Below are 25,541 nucleotides of genomic sequence, written 5' to 3' on the forward strand. Positions count from 1 at the left end.
CGTTCGCTACAGCACACTCCCCATCGCCTTCATCAACACCAGGTCCCGCGCGTAAATATCCGGCGCGTACACCAGCCCACCCTGGCGGTCGACCTCGACCGTCCAGTAGCCGAGCAGCACCGGCACCGGCGTGGCCAGCCTGAATTCATGGGTCACGCCGGTGGCCAGCAGTTCATCGGTGCGCGCGCGTTCGGCCGGGCTCACCAGCAGGTCGCGCAGCAGCAACGGTTGCTCTACCCGCACGCAACCCGAGCTGAACGCACGCGGGCCTTTGGTGAACAGCGGCTGGCTCGGGGTGTCGTGCAGGTACACCGAATACGGGTTGGGGAAGCGCATTACGATCTTGCCCAGCGGGTTGCGCGGCCCGGCTTCCTGGCGCAGCAGGATATTGCCGGGGCGCGCCCAATCGATCTGCTCGGGCGCCAGCGGGTGGCCTTCGGCGTCGAGCACTTGCAGGTTTTGCTGGCGCAGGTATTCGGGGTTGAGGCGGATGGCCGGGAGTTTGTCCTCGCGCATGATGGTCGGCGGGATGGTCCAGGTGGGGTTGAGCGTCAGCCGGGTGATGCGTGACTTGAGCAGCGGCGTCTGGCGCTCGGCGCGGCCTACTTGCAGGCGGGTTTGCCACACGGGAATGCCGCTCTGGTACACGCTCAATTGCGCGGCGGCGACGTTGACCAGCACGCCCTCGGGCTCCAGGTCCTGGGCCAGCCAACGGAAGCGTTCGAGGTTGATGCGCAGTTGCTCGCGGCGCATGGCCGGGCTGATATTGAGTTCCGCCACGGTGCCAGCGCCGATCACACCGTCCGATTGCAGGGAGTGGCTGACCTGGAAGGCTTTGACCGCCGCGACCAGTTCGGGGCGGTATTGCTTGCTGGCACCCGTGGGTTCGATCGGCAGGTAGCCTCCGCTGTGCAGCCGACGCGCGAGTTCCGGAACACGTGGATCGTCCATGCCAGGACGCAACAGCGGGCCGCTGCCAACCGCATCCCATTGGGGCAACGGCTGCTGGCGCACGGTGGAATAGGCATTGCGCAGGCTGCGGTACAAATCCGCGCTGGGACGGGCCTGGTCGAACGCTTGCGCCATGTCGTGCAGGCCGGTGGCGGCAAAGGCCAACACCTCGGTGTCGGGGTCGCGGGCAGGTGGCTGGGAATGCCACAGCGGTTCGAAGCGCGATTGCTGCAAGCGGCCGAAGTGCAGATCCTGCAGGGCTTGCAGGTAGTGCTGGCTGCTGTCGATATCGCTGCACAGCACGTTCTGCGTGGCGTGTGGCACGGCCAGACTATAGTGAGTGGGGTCCAGGCCATCGTCGGCGAGCATCAGCAGCTGGGTCTGGAGTGCTTGGCGGCGCGTCTCGTCCGACCATAACGGGGCATCGCCTTGTTGCTGATAAAAGGCTTGCAGGCGCGCCAGGGCGGGCGCGTCGATCTGCGTCGCCAGGCCGGGGCAGACGCTGGGCAGTTGCGCCAGGGCTTGTTGCACCGGGGCCAGGTCCACCGGCGCGGGAGTCGTGACCGGCAACGGCTCCACCGGCAGCGCGTCGGCCGTGGCGACCAATGGTGCAACGAGCAAGCAAATGCTCAAGTAACATGCGTGTTTTTTGAACAATGACTTGGCTCCAATCCACAGTGGGGGAGATGTACTGTAGATGCTGACTTTTATGTACCGCCTGGGGATCGCCGTCAGTCTGGCTGTATTGAGCAATGCTGCGCTCGCCGCCAACGGTAACCCGCCTACCCTGTATAGCAGCCTGGCGCGCTCGGCTCCAGAACTCAACCCCACTGTACTTAAAAGCGCCCTGAGTGCGATGCAATGCGCGGTCAGCAATGGCGAGGAACGCTCCGAGCGCCTGGCCGTGATTGACTATTCCCAACCGTCGACCGCCCGTCGCTTGTGGATTTTCGACCTGCGCAAGAAAACCCTGGTGCTGCGCGACCTGGTGGCCCACGGCGCCAAGTCCGGGGAAAACTTCGCCACCCAGTTTTCCAATACCGAAGGCAGCCATCAATCCAGCCTGGGCCTGTTCCGCACCCAGGAAAGTTACCTGGGCACCCACGGTTATTCACTGCGCATGGACGGCCTGGAGCCGGGGTTCAATGACCAGGCCCGTGATCGCGCCATCGTGATTCACGCCGCCGACTATGTGAGCCCGCTGTGGAGCAAGCGCGAAGGCCGTATCGGCCGCAGCCAGGGTTGCCCGGCCGTACGCCCGCAGGTGGCGCGCCAGGTGGTGGACAAGCTCAAGGATGGGCAGTTCATGTTTTCGTGGTACCCGGACCAGCGCTGGTTGAAGTCCTCGACGTACCTCAATTGCAAACCCCAACAGGTGGCGAGTAGTCGTACAATCCGTGGCGGTTAGCCTGTCCCCACAGATAAAAGAGAGCTTCGCATGCTTCTACATCAATCGACCTGGATCGAGATCGGGCAGTTTCTGGAGCGCAGTCGTACGGTGGTGATCCCCATCGGCTCCAACGAGCAACACGGCCCGACCGGCCTGTTGGGCACCGACTGGATGTGCCCGGAAATCATCGCCGTCGAGGCACAAAAGAACGCCGACATCCTGATCGGCCCGACCTTCAATATCGGCATGGCCCAGCATCACCTGGGTTTTCCCGGCACCATTTCGCTGCGCCCTTCCACCTTTATCGCCGCGATTGGCGACTGGGTGCGCTCGCTGGCCGGGCATGGTTTCGACAAGATCCTGTTCCTCAATGGCCATGGCGGCAATATCGCGACCATTGAAGCGGCGTTTTCCGAGTTGTACGCCGAAGCCAGTTTCGCCCGCCGCCCAGCCGGCTTCGCCTTGAAGCTGGTGAACTGGTGGGACCTGGAAGGCGTCAGCGACCTGGCCCACCGCCAATTCCCCGTAGGCCACGGCAGCCATGCCACGCCGTCGGAGATTGCGGTGACGCAATGGGCGTACCCTGGCTCGATCAAGTCAGCAGACTATGCGCCACAGATCGCCAACACCGGCCCGATCCGTGAAGCCCTGGACTTTCGTGCGCGCTTCCCCGATGGACGCATGGGCTCAGACCCGGCGCTGGCGACGGTGGAGAAAGGCGGTGAGTTGGTGGCGTTGGCGGCTCAAGGGTTGGTCAAGACCGTCAACAGCTTCAGCAACGAAGCCAAAGCCTAGGCCGAGTACACATCAACCGGTAGGAAGGGCTGCTTCGCAGCCCAGCGCAAGCCTGCTCACTACAGGTTGCCTGAAGTTATTGGCATTCCTTGGCAGCCAATTCCAGCCGCGACGGCGTTAGTGCCGACGCCAGCGGCTTGCGCTCATACAAGAACACCTTGCCGCCCTCTCCTGCCTTGTAGGCTTCAAGCACATCGTCGGCGGCGATCTTGCTGGTCAACACGGCGCGGGCGTGGCGCGAGTTCTGGGTCACGGTCGACGTGATCCCGTGTTTTTCCAGCTTGGGCAGGACGCATTGCAGATAGGCTTCGGGGCCTTTGCTGGTTTGCAGGGTCAAGGTCGGCGTGTTGGGGGCGGACACACAGCCGGCCAGCAACAAGGCTGCGACCGGTAAGAGAAAAGAGCGCATTAAGAATCCTGACGGTAAAAAAGTAAAAGTTCACGTTAACTGGCGCGCACCAGCGCCTTGAGCGACGCATCAAACTGCTTCAAGGCATCGAGCTGTACATCGCGTTGCTGTTCGATCTGCGCGGCAATTTCCGGCGCGGCCTTGTTGCGGACCCACACCGAGGCCACCTGCCTGTGCACCGCGCCTTCGGCCTTGGCGATGTATTGCAGGTCGGCGTCATAGAACCGCGCAATAAAACGCGCCTCGACCTGATCGTTACGCTGGGTCAGCAGTTGGTTATGGGTGTCGAGCATCACCACCACATCGGGGTGAGCCTGCACCAGGGCATCCAGGTTGTCGTAGACGGTGACCGACAAAAAGGTGCCTTGCAGCGAACTCATCAACCAGTCAATGGCCAGTTCCGGGTCGGAACTATTGACGAACGCCTGGCGGATACGCCCGTCGAGGGCATCCTTGGCGCCATTCAAGGCCATGTCGTGGTAGCGTTCGAGGTAGCTGAGGTTGTCGCGGGTGTTGTCGCTCAACAACACACCCACTGACTGCGCGTGCTGCAGGGAGTTTACGCTACCGACGATGGGTAGCAAATGGCCTGTACGCAGTTCACCGGCAATGGCCGCGTTGTTCACTGCCACCGTGGCCAGCATCAGAATCATTAAACCCAGCTGAATCATCGTCCTCATCGCGCATTTCCTTGAACAGCGTCTCGATGAAGGGATTTTGCGCTTTCCTTGTAAAAACAGAACTTGCGATGCGTGATGGTGACTATTATCTGAAGCGATAGTGTCACGATAAAACCGATAAGGAGCCGCCATGAAGCCCCACCAGAAAACCTTCGACCGTATCCGTGAAGCCGTCCTGCCGGAGTTTCGCGAGCGGATTGCCGATTACCTGGTCGACTATGAAACCGTGCTGCAGGACATCAACGCCGACGCCGACCAAGCCTGCGCCAGCGCCCAACAATTGCGCGGCTACCTGCGCGGCTTGAACACCACGCGGGTGCTGGGCATGGCGGATTGGGAAGACCTGGACCGGCGCGTGCAACAAATGACGGCCAACGCTACAGCGCAGGACGTGGCTGATTGACCCATCCCTGCACCGACGGCCGTTGCCACTGGCGCTGGGCATAAGCCACCAGCTCGGCCGGCACGCTGTCACCGTTGAGGATCAGGCGGTTGAGCATGATCGCCAGGTCCACATCGGCAATCGACCACTCACCGAACAGGTGCGTCAGATTACCCGCCAACAACGCCTGCGCCCCAGTGATCAACCGGCTGGCGGCCGCTTTGGCCACAGGTGATAACGGTGGCATCTGCCGTCCGTAGAACACCACCAGCGTGGAGCGCTCCTGACGGATCGGCAGCAAATCACTGCGCAACCACGCCTGCACCTGACGCGCCCTCGCCCGGAGCTTGAAATCTGCCGGGTACACCGCTGTGTCAGGGTAGGCGTCTTCCAGGTACTCGGTGATCGCCGAAGATTCGGACAGCGCAAAGTCTCCTTCTACCAAGGTCGGTACACGCTGGGTCACAGATAACCGGGCAAAATCGGCGGTCTGGTTTTGCGCCGCATCCAGATCCAGGGTAACCAGATCGAAGGGCAGGCCTTTTTCCCGCAGGGTAACGAACACCGACATCGCGTACGGGCTGGTGAACAGCGAATCAACGTAAAGGCGCAACGGGCTCTGGCTCATGGGCAATCTCCTTGAATGAGCCTTCACGCTACGAGATGTGCGCGGATAAAGACAATGCAGGGTTTTTATGGAGGCATTCCTGGGAGGAATACCGGGTTAGCCGGCAAACCCGCCCTTGTCCAGAAAAACGCGCTCTTCATCGGTGGTGACCCTGGCCAGCACCGCATTACGATGCGGGAAACGCCCGAAGCGCTGAATGATCTCGGCGTGCTCCTTGGCCCAGCGGTAGGTGTTGGCATCCAACTGCTGGTTGACGGTCAGGGAGCGTTGCTGGTCCTTTGGGTCTTCCGAGTGCTCGAACGGCAAATAACAGAACGCACGCAATGCCGGCTCAACCTGCTGGTCGAGCCCGGCGTCCACCATGCGCTGGGCGTACAGGCGCGCGAGCGGGTCGGTGGCGAACATGTGCGCGCTGCCGCGAAAGGCATTGCGCGGGTATTGGTCCAGGAGGATCAGCAGGGCCAATGCGCCTTCGGCTGAGTCCAGCCAGTGTTCAAGCTCGCGCCGGGCGGCTTGCAGGTGGGTGGTGAAGAAGGTGTCGCGAAACAGTGCGTCGAAGGCGTCGTCCTTGGCGAACCAGCGTTTGGGGCCGGCGTGTTGCCAGAAGTCGATGACGGATTGTGGGGTGATCATGGCGAGGGGCTCCGATAGCGCTTTCAATGACGGTATCAGAACCGTCGGCCCGATCAGAGAGCAATTGAGGGCAACGGGCACGTTAATGTTATAGGATAACGTCCAATTTCCACCCTGCCCTGCGATTCCGCCCATGACTGATGCTGCTCCCCTACGTCAACGCCTGCTCTCCATCGACGCCCTGCGCGGCCTGGTGATCCTGTTCATGCTGCTCGACCACGTGCGGGAAACCTTCCTGCTGCACCGCCAGGTCGGCGACCCGATGAGCATCGACAGCACTGAACCCGCGCTGTTTATCAGCCGCACCCTCGCCCACCTGTGTGCTCCGGTGTTTGTGTTGCTCACCGGGCTGTCCGCGTTTTTGTACGGCCAGAAATACCAGGGCCGCCGCGATGTGTCGGCGTTCCTGTTCAAGCGCGGGTTGTTCCTGGTGGTGCTGGAGTTCACCCTGGTCAACTTCGCCTGGACCTTTCAACTGCCGCCCAGCGTGATCTACATGCAAGTGATCTGGGCGATCGGCCTCAGCATGATCGCCCTCGCCGCCTTGGTGTGGTTGCCGCGACCGCTGCTGATCGCGCTCGCGCTGGTGATCATCGGCGGGCACAACCTGCTCGATGGCGTGCACTTCACTCCTGGTTCGGCGCTGCAAGACGTGTGGGCCATCCTGCATGAACGCAGCTGGATCGACGTGTCCGCAGACCTGCGCCTGCGCACCACGTATCCGGTACTGCCGTGGATCGGCGTGATTGCCCTGGGCTACGGCATCGGTCCGTGGTTTGCCAATGCCACCTTGCCTGCGGTGCGCCAGCGCTATCTGTTGCTGGCCGGTATGGGATCGTTGGTAGGGTTTGTAGCGCTGCGTGCAATCAATGGCTATGGCGAGAAGCCTTGGCAGACGTACGACAGTGGTGTGCAGACGGCGATGAGCTTTTTCAACGTAACCAAGTACCCACCTTCGTTGTTGTTCCTGGCGTTGACGCTGGGGATTGGGCTGTTGCTGCTGTTGGCGTTTGAACGCGCCGGGCACAAGCGTTGGATCGGGGTATTGGCCGTGTTTGGTGCCGCGCCGATGTTTTTTTACCTGTTGCACCTGTACGTGTTGAAAGTGCTGTATGTGGCGTGTGTGGCGCTGTTCGGGCTTAACCAGGGCAACTACTTCGGGTTCGACAGCATCGGCGCAGTCTGGATGGCGGCGCTGTTGCTACCGCTGGCGCTGTACTTGCCGGTGCGTTGGTTTGCCGCGTTGAAGGCGCGTCGACGGGATCTGGCGTGGCTCAAATATCTCTGAGCTGACTTAGATTCAATTGTGGGAGGGTGCAAGCCCCCCACACTTTTTGACCGTGCTATGCCAATTCAGCTCGAAGCTGGCGAGCCGCAGTCACCATATGAATCAACGCCGCCTCAGTCTCCGGCCAGCCCCGCGTCTTCAACCCGCAATCCGGGTTCACCCACAGCCGCTCGGCCGGAATCCGCTTGGCCGCCTTGCGCAGCAGGTTGGCCATTTCCGACGCCTCCGGCACCCGTGGCGAGTGGATATCGTAGACGCCCGGACCGATGTCATTCGGGTACGCGAAGGCTTCAAACGCGTCCAGCAACTCCATGTCCGAGCGTGACGTTTCGATGGTGATCACATCGGCATCCATCGCCGCGATGGACTCGATTACGTCATTGAATTCGCTGTAGCACATGTGCGTATGGATCTGGGTGTCGTCCCGTACGCCGGAGGCGCACAGGCGGAACACTTCGGTGGCCCAGTCCAGGTACGCCTGCCACTGCGCCTGGCGCAATGGCAGGCCTTCGCGGAAGGCGGCTTCGTCGATCTGCACGATCTTGATGCCGGCCGCTTCCAGGTCCACCACTTCATCGCGAATGGCCAGGGCCAATTGGCGGGCCTGCACTTCGCGGCTCACGTCTTCGCGGGGGAACGACCACATCAGCATCGTCACCGGACCGGTCAGCATGCCTTTCATGACCTTGTGGGTCAGGCCTTGGGCATAGCGGATCCACTCCACCGTCATGGCCTTCGGACGGCTCAGGTCGCCGAAGATCACCGCCGGTTTCACGCAGCGCGAACCATAGCTCTGCACCCAGCCAAAGCGCGTGAACACGTAGCCGTCCAATTGCTCGGCGAAGTATTCGACCATGTCGTTACGCTCGGCTTCGCCATGCACCAGCACATCCAGGCCGAGGTTTTCCTGCACTTCGACGGCGTGCTTGATCTCGCTGTGCATCGCTTCGACGTATTCGGCTTCGCTCAACTTGCCGGCCTTGTACGACTGACGCGCCAGGCGGATCGAGGCGGTTTGCGGGAACGAACCGATGGTGGTGGTCGGGAACAGCGGCAGGTTGAGGCCTGCACGCTGCTGCGCGATACGCTGGGCAAACAGCGAGTGGCGCTGGCTGTCCTTGGCGGTAATGGCGGCAACGCGTGCCTGGACCGCCGGTTTGTGGATACGCGGCGAAGCGGCACGGGCGGCCTGCACGGCGCGGCTGTGCGTCAAGGCAGCGAGCACATTGGGCGCTTCAGGCTGGTTGACTGCCTGGGCCAGCACCGCCACCTCGGCGCACTTCTGCACGGCGAAGGCCAGCCAGCTTTTTAACTCCGCATCAAGCTGGTCTTCACGGCCCAGGTCCACCGGGCTGTGCAGCAATGAGCAGGACGGCGCCACCCACAGGCGATCACCGAGTTTTTCATGGGCATGCTGCAAGGTCGCCAGGGCGTTTTCCAGGTCGCAGCGCCAGACGTTGCGGCCGTTGACCACCCCCAGGGACAGCACCTTATACGCCGGCAGGCGATCGAGGATGGTCGGGTACTGTTCCGGTGCGCGTACCAGGTCGATGTGCAGGCCGTCGACCGGCAGGTTGGCGGCCAAGCCCAGGTTTTCCTCCAAACCGCCAAAGTAAGTGGCGACCAGTTTTTTCAGCGGGTCACGCTGGATCAGGTTGTACGCGCGTTCAAACGCGTTCTTCCATTCCTGCGGCAGGTCGAGCACCAGGATCGGCTCGTCGATCTGCACCCATTCCACGCCCAGTTCCGCCAGGCGCTGGAAGATCTGGCCATACAACGGCAGCAGGCGGTCCAGCAGGTCGAGTTTGTCGAAGTCACCACCCTTGGCCTTGCCCAGCCACAGGTAGGTGAGTGGACCGATCACAACAGGCTTGACGTTGTGGCCCAGCTCGCGGGCTTCCTGGACTTCTTCGAACAGTTGGTCCCAGCCCAGGTAGAACTGCTGGTCGACACTGAATTCCGGCACCAGGTAGTGGTAGTTCGTATCGAACCACTTGGTCATTTCCTGGGCGTGAGCACCGCCGCAGCAACTGTCGCTGACACCACGCGCCATGCCGAACAGGGTGTGCAGCGTGGCCTTGCCATCCGCCGGGCGAAAGCGCTCGGGAATCACGCCGAACATCAGCGAATGGGTCAGCACCTGGTCGTACCAGGCGAAATCCCCAGCGGGCAGCAACTCGATGCCGGCCTGTTTTTGCAAATCCCAGTGGGTTTTGCGCAAGTCACGGCCAACGGCGCGCAGGCCGGCTTCGTCGAGCTCACCCTTCCAGAACGCTTCCTGCGCTTTTTTCAATTCACGATCGCGTCCAATGCGCGGAAATCCAAGGGAATGAGCGACTGCCATGACTTACAACTCCAATGTCGGTAGATATGGCAGCCATTGTCGGGATTAGATCATAGTGAGACAAACTCATTATATTTTAGACCATCACAAGTTTCACTCATGTTAAGACCTACCTTTAGCAGACACGGCACCCATTCATTGCGGGTACTATGCTCGCGAACAACACATCCAAATGAGCACCCATGATCAAAGCCAGCCTGCGCACTCACTTGACCCTATGGTTTGCTGCTTTGTCCTTGCTCACGTTACTGAGCGTGGGTTTTTATGTGGGGCACATCGCCACCGGGCAAATGAAGCAGGCCAGCGGCAATACCTTGTTGAGCACGGCACGATCCACGGCTGCGCTGCTGGCTGTGCAACTGCACGAGCGCCAGCTGGAGGTTTCCCTGCTCAGCAAAGCGCCGCTGTTTCGCAAAGGTGGCTTGAACGAGCCGGACATCCTCACGCTGATGGAACTGCGCACCCAGTCTCGCGCCGAATACGCGTGGATGGGCGTCGCCGATGTCGATGGCCGTGTGCGCCAGGCGGTGAATGGCCTGCTGGTGAATCAATCCGTCAGCCAGCGCCCTTGGTTCCAGGCGGGCCTGCACGGTGAGTACACCGGAGATCCCCATGAAGCGGTGCTGCTGGCCAAGTTGCTGCCGGGCGCGGCGAATGGCGAGCCGTTGCGGTTTATCGATTTCGCCGCGCCGATCCGTAACGCCAAAGGCGAGACCATCGGCGTACTCGGAGCCCATGCGCACTGGCGTTGGGTCACGCAAATCGTCGATTCGGCGGTGATGCAGAAGGACGCGATCCCTGACATCGAGGCACTGATTGTCGACTTCGATGGCAAGGTGCTTTATCCCGAAGTGTTGGCCGGTGAGCAGATGCCCAAAGACAGGCTGGTCACGTCTTCCGGCTGGAGCACAGCCAACGGTTTTGTGACCGCTTCGGTCGCCGTGCCAAGCCCCGCCAACGCGAAAATGAACTGGTACATCATGGTGCGCCAGCCCTTGGAGGTGGCACTGCAACCGGCACGCACGCTGCTCTACAAACTCCTGATACTCGGCGTACTCGCCGCCGTGGCGTTTGTGGTCGCGGCGTATTGCCTGGCCTCCTCCCTCAGCCGGCCTATCGAACGGCTGGCCAAGTCCGCCAAGCAAGTCCAGGAGCATCAGCCCGGCGCGGTGTTTCCCCAGGCGCACTCAGTGTTGGAAATCGCCCAGCTGGGCCGCTCGCTGACCGGCATGACCCAATCCCTGCTGGCCAAGGAGCGCCAGTTGCAGGACGCCAACGCCTCCCTGGAAGCCACCGTCGCCCAACGCACCGCCGACCTCACCCAGGCCAATACCGAGCTGCTCAACCTTGCGACCCACGACGCACTGACCGGCGTCTACAACCGTCGCCGCTTCGACGAAAAACTCGCGGAAAACAGCCTGCTGTTCCAACGCACCGGCCGCACTTTTGCCCTGCTGCTGATCGACGCCGACTACTTCAAACGCATCAATGACACCCACGGCCACGCTGTCGGCGATGACGTGCTGCGCCAACTCGCCCAACTGATCCAAAGCACCACCCGCGTCACCGACTTTGTCGCCCGCTACGGCGGCGAAGAGTTTGCCGTGCTGCTACCAGAGGTCGAAGCACCGGACAGCCCGGATGTGGTGGCCGAGAAGATCCGTGCCGCGATTGCCGGCGCGCAGTTTGAACAGGTGGGGCCTGTCACGGTGAGTATCGGCGTGGGCATTGCCGCACCGTCGGACCGCGACACACGGGCGCTGCTGAATCGGGCGGATCAGCAGTTGTATGAGGCCAAGGCTGGCGGGCGTAATCGGGTGGCGTGAGGCCCGGGAGCTAGCTTTGTGGAGAGCGGGCCTGTCGTGGTGAAAGGCTGATCACAAGGCAGGGTTGTCATCTTGGCAGGGCAGAATAATCGCGGCGCAGCTAAATCCGCTCACTAACCTTTCGATCCTGACCAAGTGCGGGCACAATGCGTGTCCTTTTTTGGCAGGCACCGCCGCAGGCTCTCAAAAATGATCAAAACGCCGTACTACCTCATCGATAAACAGAAGCTTCTGGTCAACATGCAGAAGATTGCTTACGTGCGCGAGCAGTCCGGCGCCAAGGCCCTGCTGGCGCTCAAGTGCTTTGCCACCTGGTCGGTGTTCGACCTGATGCAGGAATACATGGACGGCACCACCTCGTCGTCGCTGTATGAGTTGAAGCTCGGTCGCCAGAAGTTCGAAGGCGAGGCGCACGCCTACAGCGTGGCCTGGGCCGACGATGAAATCGAAGAGATGCTGGATAACTGCGACAAGATCATCTTCAACTCGATCAGCCAGTTGCAGCGCTTTGCCGAGCGTTCCGAGGGCAAGACCCGTGGCCTGCGTGTCAACCCGCAGGTAAGCAGCTCCGACTACCTGCTGGCCGACCCGGCACGGCCATTCAGCCGCCTGGGCGAATGGGACCCGGTGAAGATCGAAGGCGTGATCGAGCAGATCTCCGGCTTTATGTTCCACAACAACTGCGAGAACGGCGACTTCAACCTGTTCGACCAAATGCTCAACACCATCGAAGAACGTTTCGGCGCGCTGCTGCACAAGGTCAACTGGGTCAGCCTCGGCGGCGGCATCCATTTCACCGGTGAAGGCTATGCCATCGACGCCTTCTGCCAGCGTCTCAAGGCGTTCTCGCAGAAGTACGGCGTGCAGGTCTACCTGGAACCCGGCGAAGCGGCGATCACCAACAGCGCCTCCCTGGAAGTCACCGTGCTCGACACCCTGTACAACGGCAAAAACCTCGCCGTGGTCGACAGCTCCATCGAAGCTCACCTGCTGGACCTGCTGATCTACCGCCTCAACGCCAAGCTGGCGCCAAGCGACGGTGAACATACCTACATGGTGTGCGGCAAATCCTGCCTGGCCGGGGACATCTTCGGCGAGTATCAATTTGATCGTCCGCTGGCCATCGGCGATCGGCTGTCGTTCATCGACACTGCTGGCTACACCATGGTCAAGAAAAATTGGTTCAACGGCCTGAAAATGCCGTCCATCGTAGTGAAACAACTCGACGGTACAGTCGAAGTGGTTCGTGAATTTGGTTACGACGACTACCTGTCCAGCCTTTCGTAAGCTGGCGGATATAGGAGAAAGAAAGCAATTGAAAAAGAACGTTCTTATCATTGGTGCAGGAGGTGTCGCCAAGGTGGTGGCCCACAAGTGCGCGCAGCACAACGACGAACTCGGTCGTATTGCTATCGCGTCGCGCAACATCTCCAAATGCCAGGCCATCATCGACAGCGTCAAGGCCAAGGGTAGCCTCAAGGTTCCCGCCGATATCCAAGCCTTCGCGCTGAACGCCATGGACGTGGAAGCGACCAAGGCCCTGATCCGCGAGACTGAATCGCAGATCGTCATCAACGTCGGTTCGTCGTTCCTGAACATGTCGGTCCTGCGTGCCTGCATCGACACGGGCGTTGCGTACCTCGACACCGCTATCCACGAAGAGCCAGGCAAGGTCTGCGAGACCCCGCCGTGGTACGGCAACTACGAGTGGAACCACCTACAAGAGTGCAAAGACAAGAACATCACCGCCATTCTTGGCGTGGGCTTCGACCCAGGCGTCGTCAACGCGTATGCCGCGCTGGCGCAGCAACAGCATTTCGACCGCATTGATTCGATCGACATTCTCGACGTCAATGCCGGCAGCCATGGCAAATACTTTGCCACCAACTTCGACCCGGAAATCAACTTCCGCGAGTTCACCGGACAGGTGTGGAGCTGGCAGGACAGCCAGTGGACCAGCAACACCATGTTCGAAGTCAAACGCACCGACGACCTGCCGGTCGTGGGTTCGCAGAACCTCTACCTCACCGGTCACGATGAAGTGCACTCGCTGTCGAAAAACCTCGACGTGCCCAACGTGCGGTTCTGGATGAGCTTTGGCGAACACTACATCAACGTGTTCACCGTACTGAAAAACCTCGGCCTGCTCTCCGAGAAGCCGGTCAAGACTGCCGAAGGCCTGGAAGTGGTGCCGTTGAAAGTGGTCAAGGCCGTACTGCCTGACCCGTCTTCGCTCGCCCCTGGCTACACCGGCAAGACCTGCATCGGCGACCTGGTCAAAGGCACCAAGGACGGCCAGCCGCGTGAACTGTTCATCTACAACGTGGCCTGCCACGAAGAAGCCTTCGCCGAAACCGACAGCCAGGGCATCTCCTACACCGCAGGCGTCCCACCGGTAGCCGCCGCGCTGCTGGTCGCCCGTGGCGAGTGGGACGTGAAACACATGGCCAACGTCGAGGAACTGCCGGCTGAGCCGTTCCTGAAAGCGCTGGACGTGATGGGCTTGCCGACTCGGATCAAGGACGAGAAAGGTGATCGAGCCTGGGATGCGATTGCCTGATAGGCGATAGCTGACCGAACAAAAAAATGCGCCCCCAGGGGCGCATTTTTTGTTTGGGGTGGGTAGCGATTCCAAGACCGATGAAGATCCAAATGTGGGAGGGGGCTTGCCCCCGATGAGGCCGTTTCAGTTGATGCATCTTTGGCTGACACACTGCCATCGGGGGCAAGCCCCCTCCCACAGGGATAGCACTTCGCCCCAGACTCTCAGAGTTTTCCCACGACTGTTTCAGGTTGTCGCTCGGAACGCGGCTGACTAACCTCTGCGCCGTCGCTGCCAATTCAGCGACCGGATTTGACCGTCCGTTTCCCAACTGCATCTGTGCCACATCGAATCAGGCGTTTTCTTGACGCCTGCTGTATCGTGTCGCGGCAGCTGTACGCGGGATACCTTCGGGTATGCCGGGCTCCTTGGGACCGGTCGGTCAACCCGCGTATAGCTGCCACCCTAATTCGTTTGACCGCGAACCGTGGCAGCTCCATTCCCCTTGGAGTTCCACCATGATCAAAGACACCCCAAATCCCCCAGAAAAACTCTTCACCGTACGCCCCAACCTGGGCACGGAAACCCTGCTAATCAACGCCTCCCAGGATCTATCCTCAATCACCGACATCGCCACCCACCTCGCCTTTGAAATCGACGGCACCCAACGCAATGTGGCATTGGGCATCTGCCGAATGCTGGAAGGCGTGCAATTGCTGGTAGACAAGGCGCTGGACACGTCTCACCCCGCTGCTTGAGATAAAGATCGTTCCACGCTGCGTGGGAATGAATCACGTGACGCACTGCGTCACCGTTGCGCAGGAGGGACGCAGAGCTTCCCAGGCGGCATTCCCACGCAGAGCGAGGGAACGATCACATCAAAAATTCGTATTGCCGGTGATTGTTTATATTTCGATTTAATCTTGTCAACTGTCATTTCTGACAGTTACGGGCAGGCTGCTTAATACCTAAAGTCAGAGGGTGTTAACAGTGCCAAAAAACTCATAAGCGTTCTTAAGAGTCACCTTATTCCTTGGAGATGAATCATGCCAAACGTAGAAAACACCAAAGGTTCCACGGAAGATACCGTTAGCGACACCACGGTAGAGGCGATGTTTAAGAAAGTTGGGATTGGCAACAAATGCAAGGTCACTCACGTTTCCGCCGATGACAACATGAAGGAGTTATATACTGAGGGAACATTAAAGCACTACGACATGACTCACAGAACATGCATCGTCACTGGCTCTGACTCCGAACAGGTCATTGACATGAATCTCATTTCAGAGTTTTCTAGCTTGACCCTCGAAGATCTGAACATGAGAAAGAATAATGAACGAATAAAAAGACTCTTCAAACTGATGAGTCTTCAAAGCGTAATTCACATTGCACTTTCGAACAATGACGACACCGCCTTGAATTCCGATGATCTAAAAGAGTTCAACATGCTGACTTTAGAAGATTTGAAAAAATTTAATTCAACCAACCCTTACAAAATAGTTTTTGAACTTAACTCTCCTGAGCTTTTAAAAGCAGACAATAAAGATCGTTTTGAAAGTTATAAACGCCTGGCAGATGGCACAACATAAAGTCCGGCTTGAGTTTAGCCTCACCTAAGGCTTTTCCAGTACCCGACACAGTGTGCCGGGTGCTTTTGCAAGAGTTCAAATTCTTCATCGAGAGCGCAGCGCACAGCGGTCCAGGCAGCGTCTTGAATGTGCTCTTCCCACTCCCGTTCAGTCCGGCGAACATGCGAACTCGAGGCGTCGTGCTCAAGCCTGAATCTGCGCTTGGGCAGACCGACGATCCAAAAGAGACTTTTTGGTTTTCAAACGGGTACCTGCCTTAATAGTTCCGTATGTTTCAACTGGGCGGATGACCAGCGTCTCTGTATTTGAAACTTTCATCAGTTGGCCAGCATGGACCACGAGCACAGACTCACCTTTGGAAATCGCAACTTCATAAGCATCCCTGAATGCCTTGGCAGCAATAGAAGGGATACTCGATTCTTGAGCAAGAATCTGCGCTTCAGTGATTTGCGGTTTAATTTTCTTACGTGACATGCTGGTCTCCGGCTTAGGACAAGGGAGGATCGATGACAATTAGCATAGATCACATCAGGCGTCGATCGCAGGGGCGACTTACCTCAATATGTCCCCATGTCCTCTCAGCCAGCGTTTACAGCGCCCTAGCCCCAGCTGAATCACATCAAAACACCGACCACCCAATCCGCTCACTCAACAATTCCAACGCCCTGATCCCCGCCAGCGAGTTCCCCGCCGCGTTCAACTCCGGCGACCACACGCACACCGTAAACTGCCCCGGCACCACTGCGACAATCCCGCCGCCCACCCCGCTCTTACCGGGTAACCCCACGCGATAGGCAAAATTGCCCGCCTCGTCATACAGCCCGCTGGTGGCCATGATCGAGTTGACTTGCTTGGTCTGGCGCGCCGTGAGGATCTGTTCGCCGCTGTGGGCGCTGGTGCCTTCGTTGGCCAGGAAGCTGAAGGCCTTGGCTAGGTCCAGGCAGCTCATCTGTAAGGCGCAATAGTTGAAGTAGCTGTGCAGCACCGCGTCCACGTCGTTATGGAAGTTGCCGAAGGACTTCATCAGGTAGGCCATGGCCGCGTTGCGTGCGCCGTGCTGGGCTTCGGAGTCGGCGACAACTTTGTTGACCAGGATCTGCGGATTGCCCGACAGGCGCCGCACAAAGTCACGCATCGACAGAATCGGCACGGCGAAGCGTGACTGGTTGATGTCGCAGATCACCAATGCGCCGGCGTTGATGAAGGGATTGCGTGGCCGGCCGCGCTCGAACTCCAGTTGTACCAGGGAGTTGAACGGTTGCCCCGAAGGCTCATGGCCCAGGCGCTCCCAGATGCTTTCGCCGCCGTGGTCGATGGCCTGCACCAGGCTGAACACCTTGGAAATGCTCTGCACCGAGAACAGCGTATCGGCGTCGCCGGCGCGGTAGGCCGAGCCGTCGTTGCCGTACACGGCGATACCCAGTTGGTTGGCCGGTACATCGGCCAGCGCGGGAATGTAATCGGCAACTTTGCCGAGGCCGATCAGTGGGCGCACTTCGTCTAGGATCGACTCCAGCAGCGCCTGCATGTCTTGTCCTGTCATCGTGGTTTGAATCAGTGATAAGCGGGGCGCGGAGGATACCTGAAACACGCAGGTCAGGTGAGCTACTACAGAACGTGAAACCCCGCCTCGTCCCGGTAATACATGAGGGACTCGTACTGAAACGACATCAGGAAACAGGCGTCACACCTCGTAGCCAGTTGCTGCGCCAGTTCCCTGACGTCAGCCAATGGATCAGCGCCCTCCGGCGCAGGCCCTTTGATGCGCAGATAACAACGAATGGCCACCGTAAATGCCAGATCATTCGTGTCTTGCGCCCGAATATCAGGATCATCCACTTCATAGCAGCCGCTCAGAAAAAGACCTGAATAAAAATGCGCCTCCACCGACTGTTCATGCTGTTCCAGTTCAGCACCACCCACCGCGTTCACAGCGTCAGCCAGATGTGCCAGGGACATTCGCTTATCAGCCTCAAGATGAATATCAAGCCCCATGGAGCGCAGCCTCCAACTGTGTGTACAGGCGTAACCCCTCAGTCTCGTCAGCGTTTGCATCGAGAAACACCAGATCCTCGCAAAGCCCGGACGGCAACGAAATACCCACCACAAAATCTCGTCCTGCTGCGCCCGCCAAGGATTTTGCAAACAGGACCAATTGGTCAATTTGAGATTGGCTAACGGGAGGCAAAGGAAGGTTGAGCCCGATAAACCAATCATTCAGGTCATCAGGCGCCATGTCGGGTGTACGCTCGTGCTGGTGATTCACAAACACGGCGCAATATTGCGCCCAATCGCTGACAAACGCGCGAAAGGCGTCGACCAATACCGATTCGACTGCTTGGTTGTCAGAACCATCGACGTAACAATAAAGCGTGGGCATGGTGCGCATCCTGGGTCCGCGTGCGGCGATTCTAGCGTGAACGCGTTAATACCTCGATTTTCAAGGCGCGCGGAAGCCCCACACAATCTCTACCACCCGCTCGGCCACCACCAGATAAACCAGGACCAGCAACAGCTGCAAGGCCAGGTGATAACGCAGCTTGGCCAGCCTGCGAATGCCATCGCTGACGTTCAGGAACATCAACACCGTGGACAGGATGATCAACCCCCAGCCCGCCACGTTTGACGCAAACACGCCGATAAAAAGGGCCTGCTGACCGAGAAGCGCGTTGGTGCCCGCCGCAAACAACAGTGCGCAGACCAGCAGGTTTTTCACATTGTCGAAAATCTGCGTACTCAGGTCGTTGTCCAACAGGGCCATATATCTTTTCAACAACGTGCGCATGGATCAGTACCGGGTAGGGATCGCTCGTCAGTCAAAGTAGTTCAATTGACCCTGCACCGCTCGCCGACCGGCGAGAAAGCCTGCCTCCTCGCCACAGATAGGTGTTGCGCGCCTTCAAAAATGCGCCACATCCGACACCCGCTCATCCAGCACATCCCGCGCCAGCGCCCAGGCCTGGTCCTTGGACTCCACCACCAGCAACGGATAGCCCCAGGCCTTGCCGAACATCAGCGCAAACGGTTTGAGTGCCAGGCGTTTGGCGGCGCTGGGTTCTACCTGGATCATGCCTTTGACGAACGTGTGCAGCGCCTGTCGGTGTTTCTTCATCCAGATCGAGGCTTGCTTGCGCTGTTCATGGGAGTGTTCGTAGTCGTTTTCGTCCACGGCTTTTTCGTGCAGCAGCAGGAAGGATTGCTGCCGTGCCAACAGGTCTTCAAAGACCCGGAAGGCGTCCTCCGGCCCGCCTTGGTTCGGGGCATCGAAGACGATTTTGACTACAGGGAACGTTGTACTGTCGAGTCGCATGGCAAAGTTCCTTAATGAGAGTGGATCTCACTATAAGAAAACCCGCGCTGGACGGCATTGCACAGAATAGCCAGACTATTTCGCAATTCGGCCAACTTTCGAGACCTGCCATGAAACACCTGCGCCTTGATCTGCACGACCCGCTGCTGGCCAAGGATGCCGATGTGGTTCAGCGCGCCGTGGTGGCCGTGGGCGCCAGCAGCGCGTCGGACACCTGGGAGCACACCCCGCACACCCATCGCAAGGGCCAGTTGATGTACACCCTGCGCGGGGTGATCCACTGTGAAATCGAGGCCGGGATATGGATCGTTCCGCCGCAATGCGCGCTATGGATTCCCGGTGGCGTGTCGCATTCGGCGCGGGGCAATGGCGAAGCCCATGTGTATTGCCTGCTGATCGACCCCGATGCCGCAGGCGCCCTGCCCACGCAATGCTGCACGTTGGGCGTGTCGGGTCTGTTGCATGAGTTGATCAGCAAGGCGATCAGCTTCCCACAGCTGTACGAGGTCGACGGCGCCCAGGGACGGTTGATCAACACGCTGTTGGATGAACTCGCCCAAGCCCCACTGGAAGCCCTGCACCTGCCGATGCCCCAGGACGCACGCTTGCGCCGCCTGGCCAATAGCCTGCTGGCCGACCCGGCCGACAAAGCCACCCTCGGCCAATGGGCCATGCGTATCGGCATGAGTGAACGCAGCATGACGCGCCTGTTGCTGGAGGAATTGGGCCTGAGTTTCGGCCGCTGGCGTCGGCAGTTGCATGTGATCCTGTCGTTGCAACGTCTGGCCACGGGCGACAGTGTGCAGCGGGTGGCTCTGGACCTAGGTTATGAAAACGCCAGCGGCTTTATCACCATGTTCCGCAAGACCGTAGGCCAGCCGCCGGCTCGCTATCTGGCGGATCGGGCCGCGATGAGCTGGCACGAATTCCCCAGCGGCCTGCCGCTGCTCGAAGCGCCGGACAATGGGTGAAAAACCATCCGCAGGACGCGGCGAAAGTGCTGGGACCGCTGTGGGGTAACCTGGATGTGGCCACGGTTGAAGCGGCAAACGCGCGCCGCAGCTATCAGGTGCAACCGGTGACGGTGGGTGACAGTTACAGATGAGCTGACTGATAAAACGCTATCGGGGGCAAGTCGAATCGTCGCACCGCCCCTCCCACAGTTGATCTCCACGGGTCTTTAGAGAAGGGTGCGGGCCAAGGCCTTTTTCCACTCTGCGTAACGGGCTGCCATCGCCGGATCATCCTGCGGCTCGAACCGCTCGCGCTGGCGCTCCAACTGCCCCAACGCTTGATCACTCGCCCAAATCCCCAACGCCCTGCCCGCCAGATGCGCTGCGCCCAACGCCGACACTTCCGGCGACAGGCTGCGCACCACCGGGCGTTGCAGCAGGTTGGCCAGGAACTGCATCAGCCAACGGTTGCGCGTCGCGCCGCCGTCCACCCACAGTTCCTTCAACGGGCTGCCGATGTCCTGCTGCATCGCTTCAAACACATCACGAATCTGATAACCGATGGACTCCAGCGACGCCCGCAGGATATGCGCGCCCGAGGTGGCTTCCGTCAGCCCGCAGATCAATCCACGTGCATCGGCTTTCCAATGCGGTGCGCCCAGACCCGACAGGGCCGGCACGAAGTACACGCCGCCATTGTCCGGCAGTTGCGCCGCTTGTTCGGTCAGGGCATCCAGGGATTCGCCGGCCACCAGCCGCGAGGCCCACTGCACGGCGGCGCCGGTGTGGACGATATTGCCTTCCATGCCGAAGGTCGGCCTGCCGCCGTCATGCCAGGCCAGGGTGGTCGACAGCCCATGGGTGGACGCAATCGGGCCGCTCATGGGCGTCATCAAGGATGAGCCGGTGCCGAGGGTGGCCTTGACCAGCCCCGGTGCAAAACCGCCCTGCCCGTACAGCGCGGCGTGGGAGTCGCCGATCATCGACATCACCGGGATGCCCGCAGGCAAGCCGCCCAACGCGACGGTTTCGGCGAAGAAACCGGCGCTGGGCTGGATCGGTGCCAGCGCCGCCAACGGAATGGCAAACAGGTCCAGCAACTCGGGATCCCAGGCGCAGGTGTGCAGGTTGAACAGCTGCGTGCGCGCCGCGTTGGAATAGTCGGTGGCAAACACCCGGCCGCCACTGAGTTTCCACAGCAGCCAACTGTCGACGGTGCCCAGGCAAATCTCACCCGCTGCGGCGCGGGCGTGGCCGTTGTCCAGGTTGTCGAGAATCCAGCGAAATTTGCCCGCCGAAAACATCGGGTCGAGGGCCAAGCCGGTTTTTTCGAGGATGAGCGCCTCATGCCCCTGCTCATGTAATTGGGTACACAACGCCATGGAGCGGCGGCATTGCCAACTGATGCACGGTGACAACGGCTCGCCGGTTCGCCGGTCCCAGGCCACCACGGATTCACGCTGGTTGCTGATCGCCACGGCGGTGATGGGCCGATCCACCTGGGCGAGGCATTCTTCCATCGCGGCCAGGGTGCTGTGCCAGATAAACAGCGGGTCCTGTTCGGAGAAAACGGCCTGGGGATGGCTGACGCTCAGTGGCCGCGAACCGCGAGCAATCACCTGCCCCAGTTCATTGACCAGCACCGCCTTGGCGTTGCTGGTGCCTTCGTCTATCGCCAGGATCAGCGGAGTGTTGTTAGTCATGGGTTCACCGCAACCGAGTGGCAGCCGCCACAATCCCAGCCGCGTCGATGTTATGCAAGGCGCGGGTCGGTTCACGGGCGCCGGCAGCGGCGTATTCGCCATCGCCGATGCCCAGGCGGATCAGGGCAATGCCCAGCCCGGCTTCGGCCAGCACTTCGGCGACCAGGCTGCCGACGCCACCGTTGATATTGTGTTCTTCCACGCTGATCACCGCGCGGGTGCCGCTCAAGGCGCTGAGCAGTACCTCGCGCTGCAACGGCCGGATCGATGACAGGTTGATCACCTGCGCCTGGATGCCCTGCTCCGCCAGCAAGGCGGCGGCGTCCACGGCTTCATGCACCACCGAGCCCAACGCGACGATGCTCACATCCGCGCCCTGGCGCAGGATATCCACCTGACCGGGTTGGAAGTGGTAGTCGCCAGCGTGTACGTCCGGCAAGGCTTTACCGTCAAGACGGATATACACCGGGCCGTGGTAACGCAGCGCGTAATCGACAATCTGCCGACACTCGATGGCATCGGCCGGCGCGAAGATCTGCACATTGCCAAAGCCGCGCATCACCGAAATATCGTCGAGGCTGTGGTGGGTGCTGGCCAACGGGCCGTAGCTGGTACCGGCGTTCAGGCCGAACATTTTCACATTGGCCTGGTTGTAGCAGACGTCCACCTTGATCTGCTCATTGGCGCGGGAAATCAAAAACGGTGCCGCGTTGCAGGTGGCCGCAATCTTGCCACCCAGGGCCAACCCCGCCGCGACGCTGACCAAGGACTGCTCGGCAATCCCAACGTTGATCAAGCGCTCCGGGAAGCGCTGCACAAACGGGCCGATCTTGGCGGTGGACGTGGAGTCGCTGACCACTGGCACCACATCCAGCCCGGCGTCGACTGCGTCAATAAAGGCCTGCACCATGACGCTCGCCAAATGTTCACTCGCCATGGTTCAACTCCTCCAGTGCCGCATTGATTTCATCGCCCTTGGGCACGCGGTGGTGCCATTCAGGGCGGGCTTCGATAAAGGACACGCCCTTGCCTTTGATGGTGTGGGCGATCAGCACCTGGGGCGCGCCGGTTTGGGTCTGCATGCGTTCCAGAGTGTCGATCAACTGGCCCACGTCGTTGCCATCGCACTCGCTGACGGTGAAGCCGAAGGCGGCCCATTTCACATCCAGCGGGTCGAGCGGCATGATCTCGGCGGTCAGGCCGGCCAGTTGCAGTTTGTTCTTGTCGACGATCACAAACAGGTTATCCAGCCCGTACTTGGCGGCGGCCATGGCGGCTTCCCAATTGGAGCCTTCGGCGAGTTCGCCATCGCCGGTCAGCACATAGATGCGCTTTTTACTGCCGGACATCTTCGCCGCCAACGCCAGCCCCACCGCCACCGGCAAGCCGTGGCCGAGGGCGCCGGTGTTGAGTTCGATACCGGGGGTTTTCTGGCGCACCGGATGGCCCGGCAAGTGGGAATTGAAGTGCTGGTAGGTGGGCAACCATTCGGTGGGGATATAGCCCGCCTGCGCCAGGCAGCAGTACAAACCGCCCACACCATGGCCCTTGCTCTGGATATAGATATCGCGCTCAGGGTCTTCGGTGCGTTCCGGGCCGGTATTGAGGATGCGGAAGTACAGGGTGGCGAGGATGTCGGTTTCCGAAAGGTCCGCCCCGGTGTGGCCGCCGGCCGGTGAGTCGGCGTTTAGGCGGATCACATGACGGCGGATCAGGCGGGCCTGTTCCTTGATCTGGTGGGCGTCGTACTGGAAGGCATTCATGCAGCGGCTCCTGTGGGGCTGACCACGTGAGGTAAAAGCGTCCAAAGCTGTTTTGAATATTTATTCAGCAGTGACAATATATTTCTATTTAGACGCTGATCGTCCGCGCGGTCAAGTGAGCGATCCACGGAAAAATCAAATAAATCGAAGAAACATCCCTCGGACAAACGGGCAAAATCCCACACCGGCGGGTCTATCCCGTGGCTTTGGCCGGGATAAAAGCACCGGATTAGAGGCATATCCGAAAAATTAAGCGCTTGACTTTGACACGGTGTCACTGGAATCTGAATTAACAGTCAGGCACGCATAAATATTCATGGCGCCTGAAAGCACTCCAAAAAAAATAAATCAGGAGAACACTGTGGACGCCAAAGCTATTGTCCAGCACCCGGCCGAACTCAAGCCGCCACCCCGCCCACGCTTGGTGAAACTGCTCCCCAGCAATATCGGCGGCCCGCTGATCGGCCTTGTGCTGCTGGTGCTGGTCTTCTCCTTCAGTTCCGAATTCTTCTTCTCGTTGCGCAATGGCCTGAACATCCTTGATCAGGTCACGGTGCTGGGCATCCTGGCGATTGGCATGACGGCGGTGATCGTCATCGGCGGCATCGACCTGTCGGTAGGCTCGGTACTGGCCTTCTCGATGATGATGCTCGGCTGGCTTTATCAGGACCAGGCGGTGCCGCTGGGCTTTGCGATTCCGATCTCGATCGCCACCGGCATGCTCGCCGGGCTGGTGTCCGGGGGCTTGATTACCTACGCCAAGTTGCCGCCGTTTATCGCCACGCTGACCATGATGTCGGTGGCGCGTGGCCTGGCGAATATCCTCACCGAAGGCCGGCAGATCGTCGGTTACCCGGAGTGGTTCACCAGCCTGGCCACGGTGCGGCATTTCGGTTTTCTCTCGGCCACCGTCGGGCTGTTCCTGGTGATGTTGCTGGTGGCGTGGGTGTTCCTGCGCTTTCGTGCCGGTGGTCGCAATCTCTATGCCATGGGCGGCAGCCCGGAAGTGGCGCGGCTGTCCGGCATCAAGGTACGGGCGATTACCTTGTGGGTGTACGCCATCAGCGGTGCCCTCGCCGGGATCGCCGCCGTGACCCTGGCGGCGCGCCTGGACTCCTCGCAACCCAGTGCCGGCCTGAGCCTGGAACTGGACGCCATCGCCGCCGTGGTGATTGGCGGCGCCAGCCTCAGCGGCGGCGTCGGCAGCATCGGCGGCACCCTGGTGGGTGTGCTGATCATTGGCGTGTTGCGCAATGGTCTAAACCTGCTGGGCGTTTCCCCGTTTATCCAGCAAGTGGTGATCGGCGTGGTCATCGCCCTCGCCGTGACCATCGACACCCTGCGACGCCGTTCCAGCACTGCCCGTTAACCCTGTTCGACAGTTGACACCCTCCAACAATAAAACCAGGAGTCACCGACATGTTCAGCCCCAAGAAACTGCTTATCGCCACTGCTCTGGCGGCCGCGACCCTCACCGCCACCGGCACCACCTGGGCCAAGGACCTGACCATCGGCCTGGCCGTGGCCAACCTTCAGGCCGATTTTTTCAACCAGATCAAGCAATCGGTGGAGGCCGAGGGCAAGGCCAAGGGGATCAAGGTGATCACCGTGGACGCCCAGGGCAACTCCTCCACCCAGGTCAGCCAGATTGAAGACCTGATCACCCGCCAGATCGATGTGCTGATCTACATCCCGGCCGGTGCCACCGCGGCGGGTGTGCCGGTCAAAGCCGCCAAGAACGCCGGCATTCCGGTGATCGCCGTGGACCGCAACGCCCCCGACGCACCCGGCGATACCTTTATCGCCAGCGACAGCGTGGCCGGCGCCAAGACCCTGGCCGAATACGTGGGCAAGATCACCGACGGCAAGGGCCGCATCGCGATCCTGCAGGGCCAGCTCGGCACCACTCCGGAGAATGATCGCGCCAAGGGTTTCGAAGAAGGCCTCAAAGCCTTCCCGGACCTCAAGGTCGTGGCCCAGCAACCGGCCGAATGGGCCCAGGACAAAGGCTTCGCCGTGGCCCAGGACCTGCTCCAGCGTGACCCTAATATCACCGTATTCTTCGGCCGCGCCGATGCCATGGCCCTGGGTGCTGCCCAGGCGGTGAAGGTCGGCAATCTCGATCACAAGGTCGTAGTGGTCGGTTTTGACGGCGACGTGGCCGGGCTCAAGGCGGTCGAAAGCGGCGTGCTCAACGCCACCATGACCCAGCAGACCCAGAAAATGGGGCGCCTGGCCGTGGCCTCGGCAATTGACCTGAAGGCCGGCAAAGCCGTACCCAAGGAACAACTGCTGCCCACCGTGCTGACCACCAAAGAAAACGTCGCGCCGTTCCTGCAACAGCACCCGTAAGCC

28 protein-coding genes are annotated in these 25,541 nt (G+C 60.2%); 13 read left to right on the plus strand and 15 right to left on the minus strand.

Annotated elements, in window-relative coordinates:
* Window positions 1-6 precede the first annotated feature (6 nt).
* A complete protein-coding gene (locus AOA60_RS26880; protein WP_099586917.1) occupies window positions 7-1,608 on the minus strand; it encodes a murein L,D-transpeptidase in 1,602 nt (533 codons plus the stop codon).
* 40 nt (window positions 1,609-1,648) lie between these two features.
* Here AOA60_RS26880 and AOA60_RS26885 point away from each other — a divergent pair, with 40 nt between their 5' ends.
* Window positions 1,649-2,359, plus strand: coding sequence for a murein L,D-transpeptidase catalytic domain family protein (locus AOA60_RS26885; RefSeq protein ID WP_099586918.1), 711 nt, complete (start codon window positions 1,649-1,651; stop codon window positions 2,357-2,359).
* A gap of 30 nt (window positions 2,360-2,389) precedes the next feature.
* Window positions 2,390-3,136 (plus strand): creatininase family protein, encoded by a 747-nt coding sequence (locus AOA60_RS26890; protein WP_099586919.1) that lies wholly within the window; start codon window positions 2,390-2,392, stop codon window positions 3,134-3,136.
* A 76-nt stretch (window positions 3,137-3,212) separates the two neighbouring features.
* Here the strand turns inward: AOA60_RS26890 and AOA60_RS26895 are convergent, their stop codons facing one another.
* Together AOA60_RS26895 and AOA60_RS26900 are read right to left on the minus strand one after the other, a co-directional pair.
* Entirely contained in the window at window positions 3,213-3,545 is a 333-nt protein-coding gene (locus AOA60_RS26895) for a hypothetical protein (RefSeq protein ID WP_099586920.1), read from the minus strand.
* Between the two features lie 35 nt (window positions 3,546-3,580).
* The gene (locus AOA60_RS26900) at window positions 3,581-4,225 is read right to left on the minus strand and encodes an ATPase (RefSeq protein ID WP_099586921.1); all 645 of its coding nucleotides are present in this window, start codon (window positions 4,223-4,225) and stop codon (window positions 3,581-3,583) included.
* Between the two features lie 130 nt (window positions 4,226-4,355).
* Between AOA60_RS26900 and AOA60_RS26905 the strand changes: the two genes are divergently transcribed.
* A complete protein-coding gene (locus AOA60_RS26905; protein ID WP_099586922.1) occupies window positions 4,356-4,628 on the plus strand; it encodes a hypothetical protein in 273 nt (90 codons plus the stop codon).
* On the opposite strand, the gene yfcF is transcribed toward AOA60_RS26905, so the two are convergent.
* The gene (gene yfcF / locus AOA60_RS26910) at window positions 4,603-5,235 is read right to left on the minus strand and encodes a glutathione transferase (protein WP_099586923.1); all 633 of its coding nucleotides are present in this window, start codon (window positions 5,233-5,235) and stop codon (window positions 4,603-4,605) included. The genes AOA60_RS26905 and yfcF overlap by 26 nt on opposite strands.
* 96 nt (window positions 5,236-5,331) lie before the next feature.
* Window positions 5,332-5,868, minus strand: a complete 537-nt coding sequence (locus AOA60_RS26915) for a DUF924 family protein (protein ID WP_099586924.1) — start codon at window positions 5,866-5,868, stop codon at window positions 5,332-5,334.
* Between the two features lie 133 nt (window positions 5,869-6,001).
* Here AOA60_RS26915 and AOA60_RS26920 point away from each other — a divergent pair, with 133 nt between their 5' ends.
* Window positions 6,002-7,156: a DUF1624 domain-containing protein gene (locus AOA60_RS26920; RefSeq protein ID WP_099586925.1), complete on the plus strand. Its 1,155-nt coding sequence runs from the start codon at window positions 6,002-6,004 to the stop codon at window positions 7,154-7,156.
* A 55-nt stretch (window positions 7,157-7,211) separates the two neighbouring features.
* Here AOA60_RS26920 and metE read toward each other — a convergent pair whose 3' ends face one another.
* The gene (gene metE / locus AOA60_RS26925; protein ID WP_099586926.1) at window positions 7,212-9,500 is read right to left on the minus strand and encodes a 5-methyltetrahydropteroyltriglutamate--homocysteine S-methyltransferase; all 2,289 of its coding nucleotides are present in this window, start codon (window positions 9,498-9,500) and stop codon (window positions 7,212-7,214) included.
* A 182-nt stretch (window positions 9,501-9,682) separates the two neighbouring features.
* Here metE and AOA60_RS26930 point away from each other — a divergent pair, with 182 nt between their 5' ends.
* The 5 genes from AOA60_RS26930 to AOA60_RS26950 all read left to right on the plus strand — a co-directional run bounded on the left by AOA60_RS26930 (window position 9,683) and on the right by AOA60_RS26950 (window position 15,457).
* Window positions 9,683-11,326 (plus strand): sensor domain-containing diguanylate cyclase, encoded by a 1,644-nt coding sequence (locus AOA60_RS26930; protein WP_099586927.1) that lies wholly within the window; start codon window positions 9,683-9,685, stop codon window positions 11,324-11,326.
* A 189-nt stretch (window positions 11,327-11,515) separates the two neighbouring features.
* On the plus strand, window positions 11,516-12,613 hold the full coding sequence (locus tag AOA60_RS26935; RefSeq protein ID WP_099586928.1) for a carboxynorspermidine decarboxylase: 1,098 nt from the start codon (window positions 11,516-11,518) through the stop codon (window positions 12,611-12,613).
* A 28-nt stretch (window positions 12,614-12,641) separates the two neighbouring features.
* The gene (locus tag AOA60_RS26940) at window positions 12,642-13,886 is read left to right on the plus strand and encodes a saccharopine dehydrogenase family protein (protein ID WP_099586929.1); all 1,245 of its coding nucleotides are present in this window, start codon (window positions 12,642-12,644) and stop codon (window positions 13,884-13,886) included.
* Between the two features lie 500 nt (window positions 13,887-14,386).
* Window positions 14,387-14,626 (plus strand): DUF6124 family protein, encoded by a 240-nt coding sequence (locus AOA60_RS26945; protein ID WP_099586930.1) that lies wholly within the window; start codon window positions 14,387-14,389, stop codon window positions 14,624-14,626.
* 288 nt (window positions 14,627-14,914) lie between these two features.
* Window positions 14,915-15,457, plus strand: coding sequence for a hypothetical protein (locus AOA60_RS26950; protein ID WP_099586931.1), 543 nt, complete (start codon window positions 14,915-14,917; stop codon window positions 15,455-15,457).
* Window positions 15,458-15,640: 183 nt separating this feature from the next.
* On the opposite strand, the gene AOA60_RS26955 is transcribed toward AOA60_RS26950, so the two are convergent.
* From AOA60_RS26955 to AOA60_RS26980, 6 genes are all read right to left on the minus strand, one after another.
* Window positions 15,641-15,931 carry a hypothetical protein gene (locus AOA60_RS26955; protein WP_099586932.1) on the minus strand — a complete coding sequence of 97 codons (291 nt, stop codon included), beginning with the start codon at window positions 15,929-15,931 and terminating at the stop codon, window positions 15,641-15,643.
* A gap of 145 nt (window positions 15,932-16,076) precedes the next feature.
* Complete coding sequence (gene glsB, locus AOA60_RS26960) at window positions 16,077-16,985, minus strand: glutaminase B (RefSeq protein WP_099586933.1); 909 nt, start codon at window positions 16,983-16,985, stop codon at window positions 16,077-16,079.
* Between the two features lie 80 nt (window positions 16,986-17,065).
* On the minus strand, window positions 17,066-17,452 hold the full coding sequence (locus AOA60_RS26965) for a hypothetical protein (RefSeq protein ID WP_099586934.1): 387 nt from the start codon (window positions 17,450-17,452) through the stop codon (window positions 17,066-17,068).
* Entirely contained in the window at window positions 17,442-17,837 is a 396-nt protein-coding gene (locus tag AOA60_RS26970; RefSeq protein WP_099586935.1) for a hypothetical protein, read from the minus strand. Before AOA60_RS26970 ends, AOA60_RS26965 begins: the two co-directional genes overlap by 11 nt.
* Window positions 17,838-17,897: 60 nt before the next feature.
* On the minus strand, window positions 17,898-18,242 hold the full coding sequence (locus AOA60_RS26975; RefSeq protein WP_099586936.1) for a hypothetical protein: 345 nt from the start codon (window positions 18,240-18,242) through the stop codon (window positions 17,898-17,900).
* 114 nt (window positions 18,243-18,356) lie between these two features.
* On the minus strand, window positions 18,357-18,767 hold the full coding sequence (locus tag AOA60_RS26980; RefSeq protein WP_099586937.1) for a hypothetical protein: 411 nt from the start codon (window positions 18,765-18,767) through the stop codon (window positions 18,357-18,359).
* A gap of 110 nt (window positions 18,768-18,877) precedes the next feature.
* On the opposite strand from AOA60_RS26980, the gene AOA60_RS26985 reads away from it, so the two are divergent.
* Window positions 18,878-19,738 (plus strand): helix-turn-helix domain-containing protein, encoded by an 861-nt coding sequence (locus AOA60_RS26985; RefSeq protein ID WP_099586938.1) that lies wholly within the window; start codon window positions 18,878-18,880, stop codon window positions 19,736-19,738.
* Window positions 19,735-19,872 carry a hypothetical protein gene (locus AOA60_RS26990; protein WP_178075425.1) on the plus strand — a complete coding sequence of 46 codons (138 nt, stop codon included), beginning with the start codon at window positions 19,735-19,737 and terminating at the stop codon, window positions 19,870-19,872. Before AOA60_RS26985 ends, AOA60_RS26990 begins: the two co-directional genes overlap by 4 nt.
* Window positions 19,873-19,947: 75 nt before the next feature.
* On the opposite strand, the gene AOA60_RS26995 is transcribed toward AOA60_RS26990, so the two are convergent.
* The 3 genes from AOA60_RS26995 to AOA60_RS27005 are packed head-to-tail and all read right to left on the minus strand — an operon-like array spanning window position 19,948 to window position 23,186.
* Window positions 19,948-21,423: an FGGY family carbohydrate kinase gene (locus tag AOA60_RS26995; RefSeq protein ID WP_099586939.1), complete on the minus strand. Its 1,476-nt coding sequence runs from the start codon at window positions 21,421-21,423 to the stop codon at window positions 19,948-19,950.
* Between the two features lie 4 nt (window positions 21,424-21,427).
* Window positions 21,428-22,360: a transketolase family protein gene (locus tag AOA60_RS27000; RefSeq protein WP_099586940.1), complete on the minus strand. Its 933-nt coding sequence runs from the start codon at window positions 22,358-22,360 to the stop codon at window positions 21,428-21,430.
* Complete coding sequence (locus AOA60_RS27005; protein WP_099586941.1) at window positions 22,350-23,186, minus strand: transketolase; 837 nt, start codon at window positions 23,184-23,186, stop codon at window positions 22,350-22,352. Before AOA60_RS27005 ends, AOA60_RS27000 begins: the two co-directional genes overlap by 11 nt.
* 361 nt (window positions 23,187-23,547) lie before the next feature.
* Between AOA60_RS27005 and AOA60_RS27010 the strand changes: the two genes are divergently transcribed.
* Window positions 23,548-24,555, plus strand: a complete 1,008-nt coding sequence (locus tag AOA60_RS27010; RefSeq protein WP_099586942.1) for an ABC transporter permease — start codon at window positions 23,548-23,550, stop codon at window positions 24,553-24,555.
* Between the two features lie 50 nt (window positions 24,556-24,605).
* The gene (locus AOA60_RS27015; protein WP_099586943.1) at window positions 24,606-25,538 is read left to right on the plus strand and encodes a sugar ABC transporter substrate-binding protein; all 933 of its coding nucleotides are present in this window, start codon (window positions 24,606-24,608) and stop codon (window positions 25,536-25,538) included.
* Window positions 25,539-25,541 lie beyond the last annotated feature (3 nt).

Source organism: Pseudomonas sp. 2822-17 (genome assembly GCF_002742485.1).
GTDB classification, from domain to species: Bacteria; Pseudomonadota; Gammaproteobacteria; order Pseudomonadales; family Pseudomonadaceae; genus Aquipseudomonas; species Aquipseudomonas cyclaminis.